We start from the raw sequence: 17,476 nt of genomic DNA on the forward strand, positions 1-17,476 counted from the left end.
AATGAAAATCAAAGTACAACAATGCTTAATTTTTGTTTCCAAAATTATTTTACAAAATTATTTTATATATAAATGTACAATGTACTTTTTTCAATTTTTTTCACCCAACCAGCATCCCTCTTTTGGCTGAAAAAGCTCAAGATAAATAATCATGTATTTTTCTACTATAAAAAAATAATTTAACCTAGCTTTAGCGATTATAATTGCACCTAAATTTTAAGTTTTATTTAAAAATAAGAAGCTTTTATTATCAATAAAACTGAAAAATCGCATTAAAATTTGTTTCTTAACAATATTTTTGGCGTAGGTATAGTATAGCCCGTCTTAAGCACCATTTTCACTATTGGAAAATCAATCAAATGAAATGAGAAATCCTGATTATTTGGTTGATACGTAAATCAGATTTTTTGTCAAATATAATCTCAATATGCTTCCTCTAAATGCGACAACTCAGAAAATGTTTCTAAAGAAAAGTAAAGTTGGTCTTGATTAAGCAGACTTTGCTCGATTATAAAAGCAGATGTTAATAAAATAGTTCAGTAAATCTAAAAACATATCCAAGTGATGTCAAAACTCATTTATCCAGTAAAAAGTAAGCTTTGATCTGTTTGCAGCAGCATAAATTTGTAGTGTAGAGATTAAGATTAATTAACTTGAAAACATCTGGCATCGCACTCGTTTCAGATTTTTTACCGAAGGCTTGAGTCTAAAGATTTTGGATTAAGGGAGAAGAATAAATATGAGTAGTGATAGAGCAAGAGTTTCCTACGATGCAAATCAGCAATATCGCGCCGTCGTCGCGCAGCAAGGGCGTGTCACCCTGGAGGCAGATTGGAACGAAGCACAGCAGATTGCTAACGAAGAACTGCGAGAGGAAGTGCTTGATTTTGTCGGACCTAGTGGTACTCCCGATGATGGTTATAAAATCGACCAATCTCTTGATTTCACCGTTAGCGCTGGCACAATGTATGTGGGGGGTATCCGGGTATTCCTAACCGACTCTATTAAGTACAGCAGCCAGTTAGATTGGCTGGATCGTATAGGCGATCCAGATTGGGTGGAACCTGGGAAGGTAGGAAATGGTAATTTGCAGCCAGAGTTAGTCTATCTATATTTGCGAGAGCAGGAAATCAGTGCCGTCGAAGACTCTGCCCTGCAAGAGGTTGCTTTAGGTGGCCCCGATACTACTCAGCGTACTCGCCTAATCCAGCACATCGTCCGTCTGTCCACTAAGGGAAGAACTTGTCAAACTGCTTTAGAAGAGGCTATTGAGCACTGGAGAAATCAGGGACTCAATTTTAATCCTGAAACCATGCGGTTGGAATCATTTGCTAAGTTGCAAGTCAGCTTTTCATCCCAACCTCCCCCTGCTGATCCTTGTAACCCTGAAACCAAAGGTGGTTATTTGGGTGCCGAAAACCAACTTATCCGGGTGCAGATTTCTGGCATTGATACAGCCACAGGTCAAGCGAAACTGCTATGGGGCTTTGATAACGCTTCATTTCTTTATCGGGTAGATGTGACGAAAAACCCGACTTTGAAATTGCAATCATCGCCAGTAGACGATTTCCACCGGCCCAGAGTAGGTCAGGCAGTGGAAGTACTGCGATCGGCGGCTCAACTTAGCAATGGCGAATACATTGCCTCTGCCACAGGCCGAGTCTACACCCTGGCTGCCCCCTACAATCCCGATACTCAAGAGGTTACTCTCCCCGGCACTCTCCCCAGCGAGTACGAAAACTCCGAACAGACCCCCAGAGTTTTTCTGCGTGTTTGGGAAGAACAAGAAAAACCCTTTACCCCAGGTACAGCCATTAAATTGGGCAACACTGGGCTGCAAGTAACTCTGCAAATAAGTGGTCAGCCCTTCCATGTTGGAGACTACTGGCTGTTTGCTGTGCGCCCCACTACCCCAGCGCAGATATATCCACAACGTTACCTAGATTTACAACCACCCGATGGGCCTCGGTTGTGGGTTTGTCCGCTAGGAGTGATTAGTAGAAACAGTGACTTCGCCAATGTTGAAGATTGCCGTCAGCATTTCGATGACTTGGTTAAGCTAACTAAGCGGCAAGCAGGTGGGTGCTGTACCGTTATAGTCAAACCGGAAGACTTGAGGGAGGGTATAACATTGCAATCGATTGTAGATCGATTTAGCAACCGCGATCGCGTCACGATTTGCCTGATGCCTGGTATTTATCGATTACCGCGATCGCTACAACTAGGGGCACAGCACTCTAACCTCACTTTGGAAGGTTGCCATGATGGTGCTGAACTCCAAGCAGAACCCGGTAGAGAATCAGAATTTTTGCATGGATTGGTTGTATTGAATCGCGCTAATAGTGTAACCCTTCGCAACTTAAGATTTCAGCTACCGATTATCCCTTTTGTTAAAGCTGGTGGTGAATTAACACCCTTTCCAGGGTTTAGGGGATTTGGTAAAAGTTTTCAGGATAATTTAAGAGTGTCAATTGGTATTCGTCCATTGCACAGTGCATTGCTGACAGTAGAGAATTGCCTGTTTCGTTTTGTTGTTGAAAAAACTATCAGCCTCTTTGCAGTCGGCATTTTTGCAAGTAGTGAGTGTTGGGGTCTGAAGCTGATCAAAAATCAATTTCTTCGAGATGAAGAATATCTGCTTGTAGAACAGAAAACCGAGCAAAATGAACAGCGATTTTTGGTTGGTTATTTATTGGCTCCTGCTTTGATTCCTACCAAGGGTGCAAATAATTCTACTCAAGAAGTAAATGAATTTAGTATTGTGCCATCATTGTTGCAAGACGCTATTATTTATGACAACCGCTTCACTGGTTTGACAACTGCCACATTAATTCTCGCTGATACTGGTTCGGTACGGATAGAGAATAATACAGTTATTCAGTGCATCTCTGGCTTTTGGCTAACACCCATCGAACTCGGAGAAATCTTAGGAACTAATCGACAGACCGGTATATTAAGTTTTGTATTTCCATTACCACCCTTTTTTGATGTGAGTGAGCTTGCCCATAAATTTGCTGATTCCATTGATAATATACCAGGAATAGATCGCTTATCACTCTCACTCCATGTCATGTCTAATGACATTGATGCAGGGATTGTAGAGCAATCTGTGGCACTTTCTGGACCAGGGTTAGTAATTGGAGGTAACAAGCGTTTAAACAGAACAAATCGCGATCGCTCCACAACTAGCAGTGTTATCTTGACTGCTAATAAAATTCGCAGAGGGAAAAGCTTGATTTTTGCATTTGAATTTCCAAAAGAAGAAAATCGTAGAGAAGTTGAAAAGGCTGAAGAAATAGGATTTGCAAGGCTTGACCAGCCTCTAAACAGAATAGATCTCTATAGCTCCAATTATACAGTCTTGATTGATTCTGTCGAACGCTGCACGGTTACTGGCAATCTGATTTTCAATGAGAGTACTGAAAGAGAAAAGAAGAGTTTGGTAATTCCATTTGACCAGCAGACAAAAGCGATCGCAGCGATCGCAATCACAGGTAATGTATTTCAAGGTGAACCAGATTTGCCAGATCGTTCCAATATTGGTACTAATGTTCCGTCTCCCATGAATACTTGGAATTTTCTGAACACGGTCATTGCGTAATTCTGAGGTTGGCAATGGCACAATAATATTTGAACTCACCCACAACGAGGAATTTGTCAGTGCGATCGCTCCATGCTTGGCTACAGTTAAAGTGATCGCCACTAAATCTTGGAGCAAATATTCCCAAATCCTTACAGGGAAGCCGTTTGCAAAATTGTACAACTTTTTTATTTGTTTTTGGATGGTAGCATGATGAAATTGTAGAACTTTATTTTTTCAAAATTTCTCAGTAGCTAACGATATAATAGTGCTTGTAGCCGCGCAAATTATACAACTTTTTTAGTTGTTTACATTAATGTATAATGGCTTCTGAAGAAGTTCTATGGCTTGCAGAAGCCGTTTTTATGGCAATAATATATTTATTAATACTTAAGTAAATATTAGCTGGATTTGCAGTAAAGGGTAAAATTATCCAAATGCGATCGCAAAAACCCGAATGTATATTTTTACAACGTCTTTATACTACAGACAAGTCTGTAAAAATTTGAGCCGATAACATCCAAATTAATTACATCTACCAACATTATGAGTGAAATTCACCTACGTCAAATAAAGTCATCCCTTCAAAAAACATTTAATGGTTTGATTGACTTATCAGATTATCAAAATAAATCTGAAACAGACAGAGAGTTAATTTTCTTAACAAGAAGTCTAGCTGCATTTACTTTGATGGTTTTAGCTGATATCTCTCCTCAAGAAGCATCAAAATCGGTAGTTGATGGTGGACAGGATAATGGAATAGATTCGCTTTATTTTGACAGGCGAGAAAAAATCATGTATGTATTACAGTCCAAATGGAAACAAGACAGTAAAGGTAGTGTTAAAACAGATGAGGTAATGAAATTTACTAGAGGTTTTAAAGACTTGGTAAATGCTAGATATGACAGATTCAACTCAAAATTTAATAATAAAACTCCAGATAAGGTTTTAATACCTCAGTTAACATAACATAGATTTAATTTTAAAGTGTAAATTTATACGTTTTCTTCCAACCAAGCAACTAAACCATCAACTGCTGAAATTCTGAATAACGCTCTACCTAAAGCCTCTAATTTTTCCACAGACAAAGACCGAACTTGCTCGATTATTGATGAATCAATCTCGCCAAAGCGTTCATCCCTCAAACGATAACTTTGTTGATGAAGAGGAATTTTCATTTTCACTGTCTTGCTTATCCTGGGTTTGTATATTTGCCAATTCAAAGGTCGTTAACTCTGCTGTCTCACCTGTTGCTTGAAAACGTTCGTCACAAATTTCTCCATAAGCACAAAAGCCGCAATTAGTGTGGGAAAAATTAGCCAGGAAATTTCCATCCAAAATCTGTTGAACTAAAATTTCTGCCTCTTCACCAGTGGTTTGTAATTCTTCAGTGCTAAACGTGTGCAAATAATCATGCCGCAGGTAAGCTATATGGGCATTAGTACTTCCTGTTGCTTGTGCATAAGCCCAAAGCTGAAAGCGGTGATGTTGTGGGTCTATTTCTTGGTCAGTTTTGAAATCTAGAACCCAATCATCTCCCAACAAATCAACAATACCGTTAAAAGTCAAGCGTCCAATATTCAAATTTACAGGCAATTCCCACCGCCCTTGTTGAAATTGGGCAAAATCTGCTACCCGATCAAATCGCTGTGCTAGCTGCAAAGCCTCATCAACATATTCTTTTGCCAGACTAATGTCAAATCCTGCTAATGTTTCTAAGTCGCGGATATCCCGTTCCAAAGCCAAGTGTGCCAAAGTTCCCACTCGCCTTGCCCTTCCAATACCTGAGCCAATCCCTGGATGACCTTGTATAAACCGATATGCAAACCGTTTGGGACATAGGGCATACTCACTTAAAGCAGTGACAGGCAATTCAAATAAACCTGATCCTACAGAATTAATTAGTAAACTATGACGTTCTGCTGGTAAAGGTGGTTCTGGTGGAACTGGGGGTTGTGCTAATTCTGCATCAAAAGGAATAGTATTTATAGAAATTCCCGCAGCAGCTAAACCAAGTTCTAACTTATTTAAACTACCTTTAGATTCATGGGTTGCAGTCAGAATTAGTTGATCTCGCGCACGGGTTAAAGCTACATACAGTACCCGCAAAGCCTCTGCTTCTTCCCTCTGTTTCCGCAAATGCTCTAAACAAACGTAAAGCACAGGCTTTTGAGTTTCACCTTGTTCATCCTCTAGCTTCAAAGCAACACCGTATCCAGGGTCAAAGTAAACTGTTTCGCTGAAATGGGGTTGGGAGCGAGCTAAATCAGGAATAACTACTACTGACCACTCCAAGCCTTTAGCAGCATGGATAGTCATTAAAGCCACTGCATCATTAGCTGATAAAGGTAAACGAGGTATTTCTATTTCTGCTGCTGCTAACCGCTTGAGACGACGGACTGCGGCAAACACATCACTACTGCCATGTTCTAACTGTTGTAATAATTCTACAAAACCTCGCCAGTCAGCTTCTCGCCGTGCTGCACCAGGTAAGTTAGTAATGACAGCAGTATAACCAGTTAGATAATTTGCTATTTGTAGAAGGCGAGTTGGGGGTTCTAAATTGCGATCGCGCAACAATTGACCTAATACTTGTAATGATCGCTGCAATTCAGGAATATCAGATGATTTTAGTTTCTGCCACCAGTTAGTTTTCGATTGTTCATCTAATTCTGTAGTCTCATTTTCTTCTTGGCTTTGAATAAAAGTAAACAGAACCCGATCGCTAACTGCAAAAAACGGACTACGCAGCACTGCCACTAAAGCTAAATCGTCACTGGGATCAGCCAAAAAACGCAACAATGCCCAACCATCTTTAGCTTCCCGCGTCGCTAGTAAATTACCACCGCCACCCAAAGAAACGGGAATTCCCACACTTTCCAAAGCTTCGCCGTAAACTTCCAATGGTTCCCAAGTGCGAGACAATATTGCAATATCTCCAGGCAGTATTGGACGCAGCATCTGAGTTTTTTTATCGTAAACCGAGGTTTGGTCATCTAACATTTTTTTGAGGAGTTCCGCTATATGACAAGCTTCTACTCTTAAACGCTGAGGTTTATTGATGTCTGACTCGGCTTGTACTGTATAAACTTGTACTGGTGGCTGAGAATTAGGACAGTCTGCGCGATGAGCATCTAAATTTTGGTGTATATTCCCTAATAATGGGGCAAATATATTATTGATATCATCCACCAGTAGTTTATGGGTGCGGAAACTAGTGGTTAAAGTCTCCTCATTTCCACCACAACTTGTAATGCGATCGCGCCAACTATGAAATACTTCAACATCAGCACGGCGAAACCCATAAATTGATTGTTTAGCATCCCCAACTATAGTTAGTAGAATATTTTGCGTAAGGAGTTGTAATATCTCCGACTGAACAGGGTTAGTATCCTGAAATTCATCAACTAAAAAAGCTTGCCACCGTTGAGCATAATAAAACTGTATTTGTTCATTTTGTAAAGCTCGCAGTGCGCCAACTTCTAAATCTGCAAAGTCCAAAACACGAGAACGGCGTTTTTCTTGATTAATATGTTTTTGTACTAAACTAAATGCTTCTTGCAGTGCTGGCAGCATAGTCTTTAACTGCTCATCAGCCGCACCAAATTCTAGAGTTACTAAACCATCTTTAAGAGCTTTCTTGACTAACTCTCGTACTTCATCGATAATTTTCTTAACAATTTCTAAGGCTCCCTCTGGCCAATTCTTTTTGCTGCCAACATTAATTTTTAGTCCAGCTATTACTGATAGTGATTCTGTAATATTTTCTCCCGACTCTACAGTATCTATTGCTTGTAAAGCTGGTTGACGGCTTTCCACTTCCAAGCGATCGCTTGCTTGTCCCACATAAGTTTGTAAAGTGATGCGTGCTTGTTTCCAAGTTGGATGCTGCAACAACTCACGAAGAGCTTTTTCTTGTAACTCCTCTGCCAATTGCTGCCATTTTTCAGTACCCTGTGCTAGGGCTTTCTCAGCAGCAATTGGATCTTTAAGCAATGTCTGCAAAGTTTGAGACATCAAAGAATAAGGAATTTTTTCGTAAAGCTCTACAGGTAAAGAATCCAATGCTTCATCTAACCACTGGCTAACCCAAAGAATTCCCTCCAGTTTATCTAAAACTGTAAAGTCAGGTGGCACATCCGCAGCTTGGGGATGTTCCCGACAGATTCGCATTGCTAAAGCGTGGATAGTACTAATTTGAGCCGCCTCAAGTTCTGCCAATAAGTCAGAACGTTCTGGTAATTCCTGACTAACCAAAAGACGAATGCGCGATCGCAACTCCGCAGCCGCTTTCTCTGTATATGTGACTGCAACTATCTCTAAAGGTGAAAACTCACGCACCCGCAGATGATACAAGTAGCGTTCGGCGAGCATATAGGTTTTACCAGTTCCCGCACCTGCTATGACTGCAACACTACCATTGGCATAGGCTGCTTTTTGCTGTTGTTCAGTCAAACTCATAGGTTAATTCCTTTGCGGCTTTGGCGAGAACCTTTACGACAAACTAAGTCTTGACACTCCCCGCGATGAATCGACGGGGATTCTTGGCTCAACGAGACCACTTAAACTAGATTCCTTGCGTCGTCTAACCCAGAGGTGGGACTCTCCCCAAGCGTTAATTCGGGTATGCCCTACCCTATTCGCGTTGCCGCGAGTCCTGTTTCAGTTTGAAGCAATTCGCTCCAAAAGGCTGTTCGTCTAGCTCCTCTGAATCTTTTACCTACTGCGAGGGGGAGTCTAGAACAATGCAATAGAACCGCATAGATTCAATTGTCAAGGTTCAGCGCGTGTCTTTCGACGGCAAGGTTTTTAGAGTGGTTGATTACCTTATCCACTGGTTCAAATGTACGGCAAAACAGAGGAGGATTTTGTGAAGATTTCTAGAAAAAATGTTGGCGTATCAAATCTTCCAAGACCGAATAAATTCGGTACGCGCTTATATCCCCCGCATGAATGACGGGGGCTTTACGCATCACGACTCGTAAGGACTGGGTAAAGTGACTTCCTTACCAATCATCTGCGGGTAAGAAAAAGTCAAGCTTAGGGTAGGAGTTTGTAGTAAAGCGTAGAATGAAATTACCTCTCTTCGCGCTGCTTGTGCCGCATCCTCAAACTCAAACCCTTGTTGGCGCAGTAGCTTACGTTCAAAGAAATCCAATACTGGGTCATCTTGTACTGGTGCTGGTAAAATGCCTTCAACTGTACCCAAAACAAAAAACATCTAACACTGTCGGGCCATAAAGTGTATCATCCCTAGCTACAAGAACAATTTCATTTGCTGGCGTTCCTTGGCTGAGAAGAGTTTTTACCTGGGCTAACGCGCCACGTACCTCTGATTCCAAGTGGGGATAAATGTAGGCTTTCACTTCAGGAGGCACTATTCTTCTGTTAAGGAAACAATCTTGCAGTTGCGCCCCAAATGAAGGATTAGTTTCTGCCAATACTTGTACTTCCCAACCCTGCTGCTGTAAACATTCCACAGCTTTTTGTGTATCTAGAAAATTGCTAGACTCTGGACAAGGTAATACAATTACACTGCCATCATCTGCGATCGCATTTAAAAAGTTAAGTTGGTCAATGCGCGGATGAAAGTAACCATAAATCAGAACTGGTTGACGTTTGGTAATAACATTACTAGCTTGCCACAGAACTTCAGCAGGATCGATCATGTCCCTTTCTCTCACCAAACTTACGTATGTTTGAGTTAAAAGAGCTAGTTGTTGAGTACGATTGCTACTAGCAGCAGCCAGTGATTCTAGATTAATTCCGGCACGCAATATAGCTTTGACAGCAGAGGATAGAGCGCGTGTAGTTCCTTCAACATCAGATGTTTGGATAACTGTACTTACTGCTGTATGCAGCAAGCGTAATGCGATTAGTATTGGTGCAACTCGAATACCTGCTTCTAATAGACTTCGTTTCGCCAGAGTTTCTAAGCTTTGGTGTGGTACTTTTAATGCTCGTGCTGCAAGTGAAGTTGGGGTAATTACCTTAAGAGAGGGATACTTAGCTAACTGCTGGATTAAGTAGTTATGAGGTAGGTTGAAGTAAACAAGTCGCTTCATTTAATTGTGGTTGCCAATTTTTGAGGTTTAGTTTTGGCCTCCCTATGATGAAAGTCCATCTTCCTTGAGTTATAACCTCAGTACTCATAACTGTCTATACATCTCATACTGGATGCTGAAGATAGATTTTGACTCTACCAATTTGAAAAAAGAATGCGACAAATACATTGGGTAGAGGCACAAAGCTTTGTTTGCGTCCCTATAATTGATGTGTTACAAAGATTTTTTGAAGTGGTATAACCTATACAAGATTAGCGGGTATAGTCATGAGTTTCAGCCAACTTTTAATGCGATCGCATTAGGTAGTACGCATAAACATACCCTCTACCACCCTCGCCAAGAGTATTTATTAGGGTATTTATTATAGATAAGCTGTCGCGCGTATAACTTGCACTTTTTATGGTCTGGAACCCTTATTGCAACGAGAACACTCTCGAAAATTAAAGACGCGACAGCTTATCAACATTGCGAGCTAAAACTTGCGTTGGCGCAGCCCACCGTAGGTATCGCCTTGTGGAACTCAAAATTTACTATTATCAGGTTTCTGGTTGCCGCTAAAAGCTTGTTGTATATGGTTTTGACAAATTTCCTAACTTTTTTATTTACAAATCACACTTAGGCTACTATAAATTTTCCAACTTTATTTTTGTTATTGCGATCAGACTTAACGTAATATCAATAGTTTAAGGTTAAAAAGTTTTCCAACTTTATTATTCTTCTACAGCGGTGTCTTCCCTTTTTGCAGATGTCAGTGGCAATGTAGACACTAATGTTTTGTGGTGGAACATTGCTCCTTATGACCATAAGAGACACTAAACTGGTTGGCAGCTAGTATATTTACTGATTTTAGCTGTAGTAGTTTGAGATTGCCTAGAAAATGGCGTTGCTTAATTGAGGGCTGATTTAAGCGATCGCTCCATGCTAGTAGCTACAGGTAAAGTGAAATAGAGTGCGATCGCATCCCAAGTGCAAACTCAACCTGTTAATTCAGTTTTGCACTTGGGATGCGATCGCCACTAAATCTTGGAGCAAATATTCCCAAATCCTTACAGGGAAGTCGTTTGCAAAATTGTGCAACTTTTTTATTTGTTTTTGGATGGTAGCATGATGAAATTGTAGAACTTTATTTTTTCAAAACTTCTCAGTAGCCAACGATATAATAGTGCTTGTAGCCGCGCAAATTGTACAACTTTTTTAGTTGTTTACAACAGCTATTTTCATGTATTTGAACCACACCTGTTGTAATATAACGTGAGTTCAATTACTGCGATCGCATACATCACCAACCAAAATTACTGAGGTGGCTTTGACTGGAGAGCGATCGCTATGCTCAATCCTTCCAGTGCTGGGACGAGGTAATAGTTAACCCGTGGGGACACCAAGTTTATGAAAGCCCACCACTTTGCTCCGCCGCATAATTATGGAAAGAGATACAGGGAGTTAGACAATGTGTCTACGTTGACGCAACCAAAATGCTATACCCCTTAACGATAACAAATTCCCTGTTAATCGACTTAGTTGCAAAAGATTAACAATTAGTAATTATTGTTTAATAACTGTCTTAAATCTTTTAACTATCTGCTTAACTGTCTTAACTGTCTTCTAATTCTTCAATTTTGATTTAACTATCTGCTTAACTGTCTTAACTGTCTTCTAATTCTTCAATTTTGATTTAACTATTTGCTTAACTGGTTTAGTCTACGGATTGCTTTTTTTCTAGAACTATGAAAAGTTATGAGAGCATCATAATAAATTGCTAAAAATTTATCTGGCAGCATCGGAAATAAGTAATGACTTAAACAGATTTTTCAAATGCCCTATTTTTCGGTATAGGGAACTTCAAATAAAACGTACATAGCTCGTTATTTGGATTAAGAGCATCTTGTATTATTGCCTTAACATCAGCCACCACAAGCAAACCAGATGTGGGTATTTAGCTGGGGTGGTGAGAATACTCGTGAACCGCAACGATCGATCCTCAGATCAGCCACGAAATAAAGACAGCAAGAAGACCCCAGAGGAGGTTTAGCGCAGATCATGCAACCCTTTGAACTGCCAGAATTTTATATGCCTTGGCCCGCGCGGCTGAACCCAAACCTGGAAGCGGCGCGAGTGCATTCCAAAGCGTGGGCCTACCAAATGGGGATACTTGGCTCACAAGAGGAAGCGAAAAGCTCCCCTATCTGGGACGAGCGGACATTCGATGCTCACGACTACGCCTTGCTTTGCTCGTATACCCATCCAGATGCGCCAGGGACGGAGCTTGACCTAGTAACCGACTGGTATGTTTGGGTGTTCTTCTTTGACGATCACTTCCTTGAAATCTATAAGCGCACTCAAGACATGGCAGGTGCGAAGGAGTACCTCGACCGACTGCCGGCGTTCATGCCAGTTTACCCCACCGACACCCCCCCAGTTCCCACCAACCCAGTGGAGCGCGGCTTGGGCGACCTCTGGTCTCGCACCGCGTTCACCAAGTCTCCCGACTGGCGGCTCCGGTTCTTTGAGAGTACCAAGAACCTCCTTGAAGAGTCTCTGTGGGAACTTGCCAATATCAACCAGAATCGGATTGCCAACCCGATCGAATACATCGAGATGCGCCGTAAAGTTGGCGGCGCTCCGTGGTCAGCGAATCTCATCGAACACGCCGTCTTTGTTGAGATCCCGGCTGAAATTGCCAAAACTCGACCGATGCGTGTACTTAAAGACACATTTGCCGATGGGGTGCATCTTCGCAACGATCTGTTCTCCTACCAGAGAGAAGTGGAGGATGAAGGCGAGAACGCTAACTGCGTGTTGGTCTTGGAGCGATTCCTGAATGTGAGTCCGCAGGAGGCAGCCAACCTCACCAATCAACTGCTAACCTCGCGGCTACAGCAGTTCGACAACACCGCCATCACCGAGCTGCCCTCTCTCTTTGAGGAGCATGGACTAGACCCGGTGGCTCGCATAAACCTTCTATTATACATCAAAGGACTTCAGGACTGGCAGTCGGGCGGTCACGAATGGCACATGCGATCGAGCCGCTACATGAACAAGGGAGCGGACAATTCTCCGACATCGACGCTACTGGGTGGGCCCACTGGGCTAGGTACATCGGCTGCCCGGATTAGCGCGTTATACAGTGCCTTGGGTTTTGGAAGGTTCAAGAGCTTCACTCATGTTCCATACCAGCCTGTGGGGCCGGTAAGACTGCCGAAGTTTTACATGCCGTTCACTACAGGTTTGAATTCCCATCTGGATGCTGCGCGAAAGCATTCCAAGGAATGGGCGCGCCAGATGGGGATGTTGGACTCACTACCTGGCATTCCTGAGGCCGTCATTTGGGATGACCACAAATTCGATGTTGCCGATGTGGCCTTATGCGGTGCGTTGATCCATCCTAATGCGTCCGGCCCGGAGTTGAATTTGACGGCGGGCTGGCTTGTCTGGGGAACCTATGCCGACGATTACTTCCCAGCGCTCTACGGGCACAGCCGCAACATGGCGGGTGCGAAAGTGTTCAACGCCCGACTGTCGGCGTTCATGCCTCTCGATTCCAGCCCCATCCCGTTACCGACCAACCCGGTGGAATGCGGCTTGGCTGATCTTTGGTCTCGCACAGCTGGCCCCATGTCCGCAAACGCGCGGGGTCAGTTCCGCCGTGCGATCGAGGACATGACCCAAAGCTGGTTATGGGAACTCGCCAACCAGATCCAAAATCGGATTCCAGACCCGATAGATTATGTTGAGATGCGCCGTAAGACGTTTGGCTCGGATCTAACAATGAGCCTGTCTCGACTAGCTCAGGGCAGCGAGATCCCGCAGGATATCTACCGCACGCGATCGATGCGCCAGCTGGATAATTCGGCCGCCGACTTTGCGTGTTTGACCAACGACATCTTTTCTTACCAGAAAGAAATAGAATTCGAGGGCGAACTGAATAACGGCGTGCTAGTCGTTCAGCAATTCCTCAATTGCGATCTGCCGCAGGCCGTCGAGATCGTCAACAACCTGATGACCTCAAGAGCGCTCCAGTTTGAACACATCGTCGCCACCGAACTGCCAGCCCTTTTCGACGATTTCGACCTGGACGCAAATACCCGCGAAAAACTGTACGGATACGTCGAGAAACTACAGCAGTGGATGTGTGGCGTCCTCAAGTGGCATATAACGGTGGATCGCTATAAGGAATTTGAATTGCGTAATAGTTCGGCAGAAAGGCGGCTGCTCAGTGGTCCCACAGGGCTGGGCACTTCGGCTGCGCGGATTAGATCGTTGGTCGGTGGAGGGGGTTTAAGTTCAGTACTCGGTCAAGTAGGGTCGGGTTCTTTTGTCGGTGAATAGACTTGGTGGTATGAGTCCAAAGTCAGTATTCGATGAAGAGTGCTGAGTTCCGTTAGCGGATAGCTATGGTTTAGCCCGTGCTGAGTTAAAAGACCGCCCACAAGGGACGGGGTATGTAGCAAGCACGTCAATACTGAGTATAGTTTACTCATAAAACACGGAGTTTTGTCAAGTCCTTTTGTTAGTAACTAGAGAGTAGAGGGTTAGGTTATGACAGAATCTATCGAGTCAAATTTGGATGTTGAGAATGAGCATCCCCGGCTGAGTTTGAGTACCGCAGCTGCGCGTAATTTGGCGACGACGACCAAATCTGCACCGCAGATGCAGGAAATTACCTCGCGGTGGTTGTTGAAGATGTTGCCGTGGGTGCAGACCAAGGGTGGTACTTATCGGGTGAACCGTCGCTTGACCTATGCTGTGGGTGATGGGCGCGTGACTTTTACCAACACCGGAGCCGAGGTGCAGGTGATTCCCCAAGAACTTGGTGAGTTGCCATTGCTGCGAGGGTTTGATGACGTTGGTGTGTTGAACGCCTTGGCGGGTCGGTTTGTTCAACAGGAGTTCGCACCTGGTCAGGTGATTGTAGAATCAGGCCAGCCAGCCAATCAGCTTTACCTGATCGCACATGGCAAGGTGAACAAGATTGGTCTTGGCAAGTATGATGAGCAGACCGTATTGGGTGTGTTGGCTGACGGCGACTATTTTGGTGGTCAAGTGTTGCTAGAGTCCCAGAGCAATTGGGATTTCACGGTACAGGCAGTCACCCAAACCACGGTATTGGTGCTACCACAACAGGCGTTTCGGGAACTTCTCAACCAGTCACAGGCGCTACAAGCTCACGTCGATCGCTTCAGAACCCTCCCACAAATCCCACAGAACGAGTCCGGGGAAGCTTCCATTGAGGTGACATCAGGGCATGTCGGAGAGCTTGAGTTGCCGGGAACCTTCGTAGATTACGAACTCTCGCCCCGCCAATATGAGTTGAGCGTCGCCCAAACCGTATTGCGGGTGCATACTCGCGTCGCGGATCTGTACAATGAACCGATGAATCAGACCGAACAACAATTGCGGCTGACTATCGAGGCATTGCGGGAACGTCAAGAAAGCGAATTGATCAACAACCGTAGCTTCGGGTTGCTGCACAACGCCGACTTCAAACAGCGCATTTACACCCGCAACGGACCACCCACCCCCGACGACCTCGACGAACTGCTGGCTACAGTATGGAAAGAGCCGGGATTCTTCCTGGCGCACCCCCGCACCATCGCCGCCTTTGGTCGGGAAGCCAACCGCCTCGGTCTTTATCCACAAAGCATCGACCTGGGCGGCAACCGGGTGCCTGCTTGGCGGGGCATACCCATCTTTCCCTGCAACAAGATCCCCATTACCAATACCCGCACCAGTTCCATCCTCTTGCTTCGTACCGGAGTGGAAAAACAAGGGGTGATTGGCTTACATCAAACTGGTATCCCCGACGAATATCAACCCAGTTTGTCCGTTCGATTCATGGGCATCAGCGAAAAGGCGATCATCTCCTACCTCGTCACCGCCTACTACTCCGCAGCCGTCCTCGTTCCTGACGCACTCGGTATCCTCGAAGACGTTCAAATCGGCCTCTGAGCATTCTCGCCGAATTTTAGATTTTAAATTTTGGATTTTTGGATTGAAAGATTCAAAATCCAAAATTTAAACACGTCTGTTCGCGCAGTCAACTTAGGGACTAAGGAAAAATTGAGTGCTTGAAATCCACGCCGGTGGGTAAAGTCTCATGTAGACGAGCCACTCTTGTTGCAACTGGCGTACGGTTTCTAACCGCCTAGTTCACATTAAGTTGACACTAACGAGCAATGCTGTGCCCCTACGACAGATGTGGTTTTGACCAATACCATATTTGGTATTTACTGTCAATGCACAAGTCCTGCCAAAATCTAAAATTATTTATTCAGAGCAACTGCCTAAAGAGCGGGAAGGCGCAAGGGACAAGTATGAGGCCAATCTAAAATCCAAAATCCAAAATCCAAAATTGTTTGACTTAATTACGCTGGGCACTTTTGTTAGTAACTAGAGACTGAGGATCAGGTGATGACAGAATCTATCGAGTCGAATTTGGATGTTGAGAATGAGCATCCCCGGCTGAGTTTGAGTACCGCAGCTGCGCGTAACTTGGCGAAGACAACCAAATCTGCACCGCAGATGCAAAGCATTACATCGCGGTGGTTGTTGAAGATGTTGCCGTGGGTGCAGACCAAGGGTGGCACCTATCGCGTGAATCGGCGGTTGACCTATGCTCTGGGTGATGGGCGGTTGAGTTTCTCCAACACCGGAGCCGAGGTGCAGGTGATTCCCCAGGAACTTGGTGAGTTGCCATTGCTGCGAGAGTTTGACGACGTTGAAGTGTTGAACGCGTTGGCAAGTCGGTTTGTTCAGCGGGAGTTCGCACCTGGCGACATCATAGTGCAGTCAGGTCAGCCAGCCGAGCAGCTTTTCTTGATTGCTCATGGTAGAGTTAACAAGATTGGTGTTGGCAAGTATGATGAACAGACCGTATTGGGTGTTTTAGCCGACGGCGATTATTTTGGTGGTCAGGTGTTAGTAGAGTCTCAGAGCAATTGGCAGTTCACAGTCCAGGCTATCACTCGCTGTACAGTATTGGCATTACCACAACAGGCGTTTCGGGAACTGCTCAACCAGTCACAGGCGCTACAAGCTCACGTTGATGAGTTCAGAACCCGCCCACAAGCTCCACAGAACAAGTACGGTGAAGCTGCGATCGCTTTGACTTCGGGGCATGTCGGGGAAACTGAGTTGCCGGGAACCTTCGTAGATTACGAACTCTCGCCCCGCCAATATGAGTTGAGCGTTGCCCAAACTGTGTTGCGGGTGCATACTCGCGTCGCGGATCTGTACAATGAACCGATGAACCAGATTGAACAACAACTGCGGCTGACTATCGAGGCATTGCGAGAACGTCAAGAACATGAGTTAATCAACAACCGCGAATTCGGCTTGTTGCACAACGCCGACCTCAAACAGCGCATCTACACCCGTACCGGGCCACCCACCCCCGACGATCTAGACGAATTGCTGACTCGTCGGAGGAAGTCGAAATTCTTCCTGGCTCATCCCCGCACGATTGCGGCTTTCGGTCGGGAGTGCAACCGCCTCGGCATCTATCCAGAAAGCATCGACCTGGACGGCAGTATGGTGATCACTTGGCGGAGCGTACCCATTTTTCCCTGCGACAAAATTCCGATCAGCGATACCCAGACCAGCTCCATCCTTGTACTCCGCACTGGTGAGGAAGACCAGGGCGTCATCGGCTTACATCAAACTGGTATCCCCGATGAACACCAACCCAGTTTGTCTGTCCGATTCATGGGCATCAGCGAAAAGGCGATCATTTCTTACCTCGTTACTGCTTACTACTCCGCAGCCGTCCTCGTCCCCGACGCACTCGGCATCCTCGAAGACGTTGAAATCGGGCGCTGAGGGAAGTGCCCAGTGA

Annotated in this window: 10 protein-coding genes; 6 read left to right on the forward strand and 4 right to left on the reverse strand. The window is 44.6% G+C overall.

The genetic code is table 11. The annotated features are described in order from the left end of the window. Positions 1 to 739 precede the first annotated feature (739 nt). From V7K30_RS10510 to V7K30_RS10520, 3 genes are all read left to right on the forward strand, one after another. Positions 740 to 3,601, forward strand: coding sequence for a DUF6519 domain-containing protein (locus V7K30_RS10510; RefSeq protein ID WP_334998986.1), 2,862 nt, complete (start codon positions 740 to 742; stop codon positions 3,599 to 3,601). Next, positions 3,594 to 3,794, forward strand: a complete 201-nt coding sequence (locus V7K30_RS10515) for a hypothetical protein (RefSeq protein ID WP_334998987.1) — start codon at positions 3,594 to 3,596, stop codon at positions 3,792 to 3,794. Before V7K30_RS10510 ends, V7K30_RS10515 begins: the two co-directional genes overlap by 8 nt. Positions 3,795 to 4,126: 332 nt before the next feature. Then, positions 4,127 to 4,549, forward strand: a complete 423-nt coding sequence (locus V7K30_RS10520) for a hypothetical protein (RefSeq protein WP_334998988.1) — start codon at positions 4,127 to 4,129, stop codon at positions 4,547 to 4,549. A 26-nt stretch (positions 4,550 to 4,575) separates the two neighbouring features. On the opposite strand, the gene V7K30_RS10525 is transcribed toward V7K30_RS10520, so the two are convergent. From V7K30_RS10525 to V7K30_RS10540, 4 genes are all read right to left on the reverse strand, one after another. Next, a complete protein-coding gene (locus tag V7K30_RS10525; RefSeq protein ID WP_334998989.1) occupies positions 4,576 to 4,758 on the reverse strand; it encodes a DUF4351 domain-containing protein in 183 nt (60 codons plus the stop codon). Beyond that, positions 4,715 to 8,041: a UvrD-helicase domain-containing protein gene (locus tag V7K30_RS10530; protein ID WP_334998990.1), complete on the reverse strand. Its 3,327-nt coding sequence runs from the start codon at positions 8,039 to 8,041 to the stop codon at positions 4,715 to 4,717. The genes V7K30_RS10525 and V7K30_RS10530 overlap by 44 nt, the downstream gene beginning before the upstream one ends. A 511-nt stretch (positions 8,042 to 8,552) precedes the next feature. Next, the gene (locus tag V7K30_RS10535; protein WP_334998991.1) at positions 8,553 to 8,801 is read right to left on the reverse strand and encodes a hypothetical protein; all 249 of its coding nucleotides are present in this window, start codon (positions 8,799 to 8,801) and stop codon (positions 8,553 to 8,555) included. After that, on the reverse strand, positions 8,776 to 9,645 hold the full coding sequence (locus V7K30_RS10540) for a hypothetical protein (protein WP_334998992.1): 870 nt from the start codon (positions 9,643 to 9,645) through the stop codon (positions 8,776 to 8,778). The genes V7K30_RS10535 and V7K30_RS10540 overlap by 26 nt, the downstream gene beginning before the upstream one ends. A 2,037-nt stretch (positions 9,646 to 11,682) precedes the next feature. Here V7K30_RS10540 and V7K30_RS10545 point away from each other — a divergent pair. The 3 genes from V7K30_RS10545 to V7K30_RS10555 all read left to right on the forward strand — a co-directional run bounded on the left by V7K30_RS10545 (position 11,683) and on the right by V7K30_RS10555 (position 17,460). Further along, positions 11,683 to 13,971, forward strand: coding sequence for a family 2 encapsulin nanocompartment cargo protein terpene cyclase (locus tag V7K30_RS10545; protein WP_334998993.1), 2,289 nt, complete (start codon positions 11,683 to 11,685; stop codon positions 13,969 to 13,971). Between the two features lie 210 nt (positions 13,972 to 14,181). Further along, positions 14,182 to 15,591: a family 2B encapsulin nanocompartment shell protein gene (locus tag V7K30_RS10550; protein ID WP_334998994.1), complete on the forward strand. Its 1,410-nt coding sequence runs from the start codon at positions 14,182 to 14,184 to the stop codon at positions 15,589 to 15,591. A gap of 462 nt (positions 15,592 to 16,053) precedes the next feature. After that, positions 16,054 to 17,460, forward strand: coding sequence for a family 2B encapsulin nanocompartment shell protein (locus V7K30_RS10555; protein ID WP_334998995.1), 1,407 nt, complete (start codon positions 16,054 to 16,056; stop codon positions 17,458 to 17,460). The last annotated feature ends 16 nt before the right edge of the window (positions 17,461 to 17,476 follow it).

Origin of the sequence: Nostoc sp. (assembly GCF_036917655.1) — a bacterium.
In the GTDB taxonomy this organism is placed as follows: Bacteria; Cyanobacteriota; Cyanobacteriia; order Cyanobacteriales; family Nostocaceae; genus Nostoc.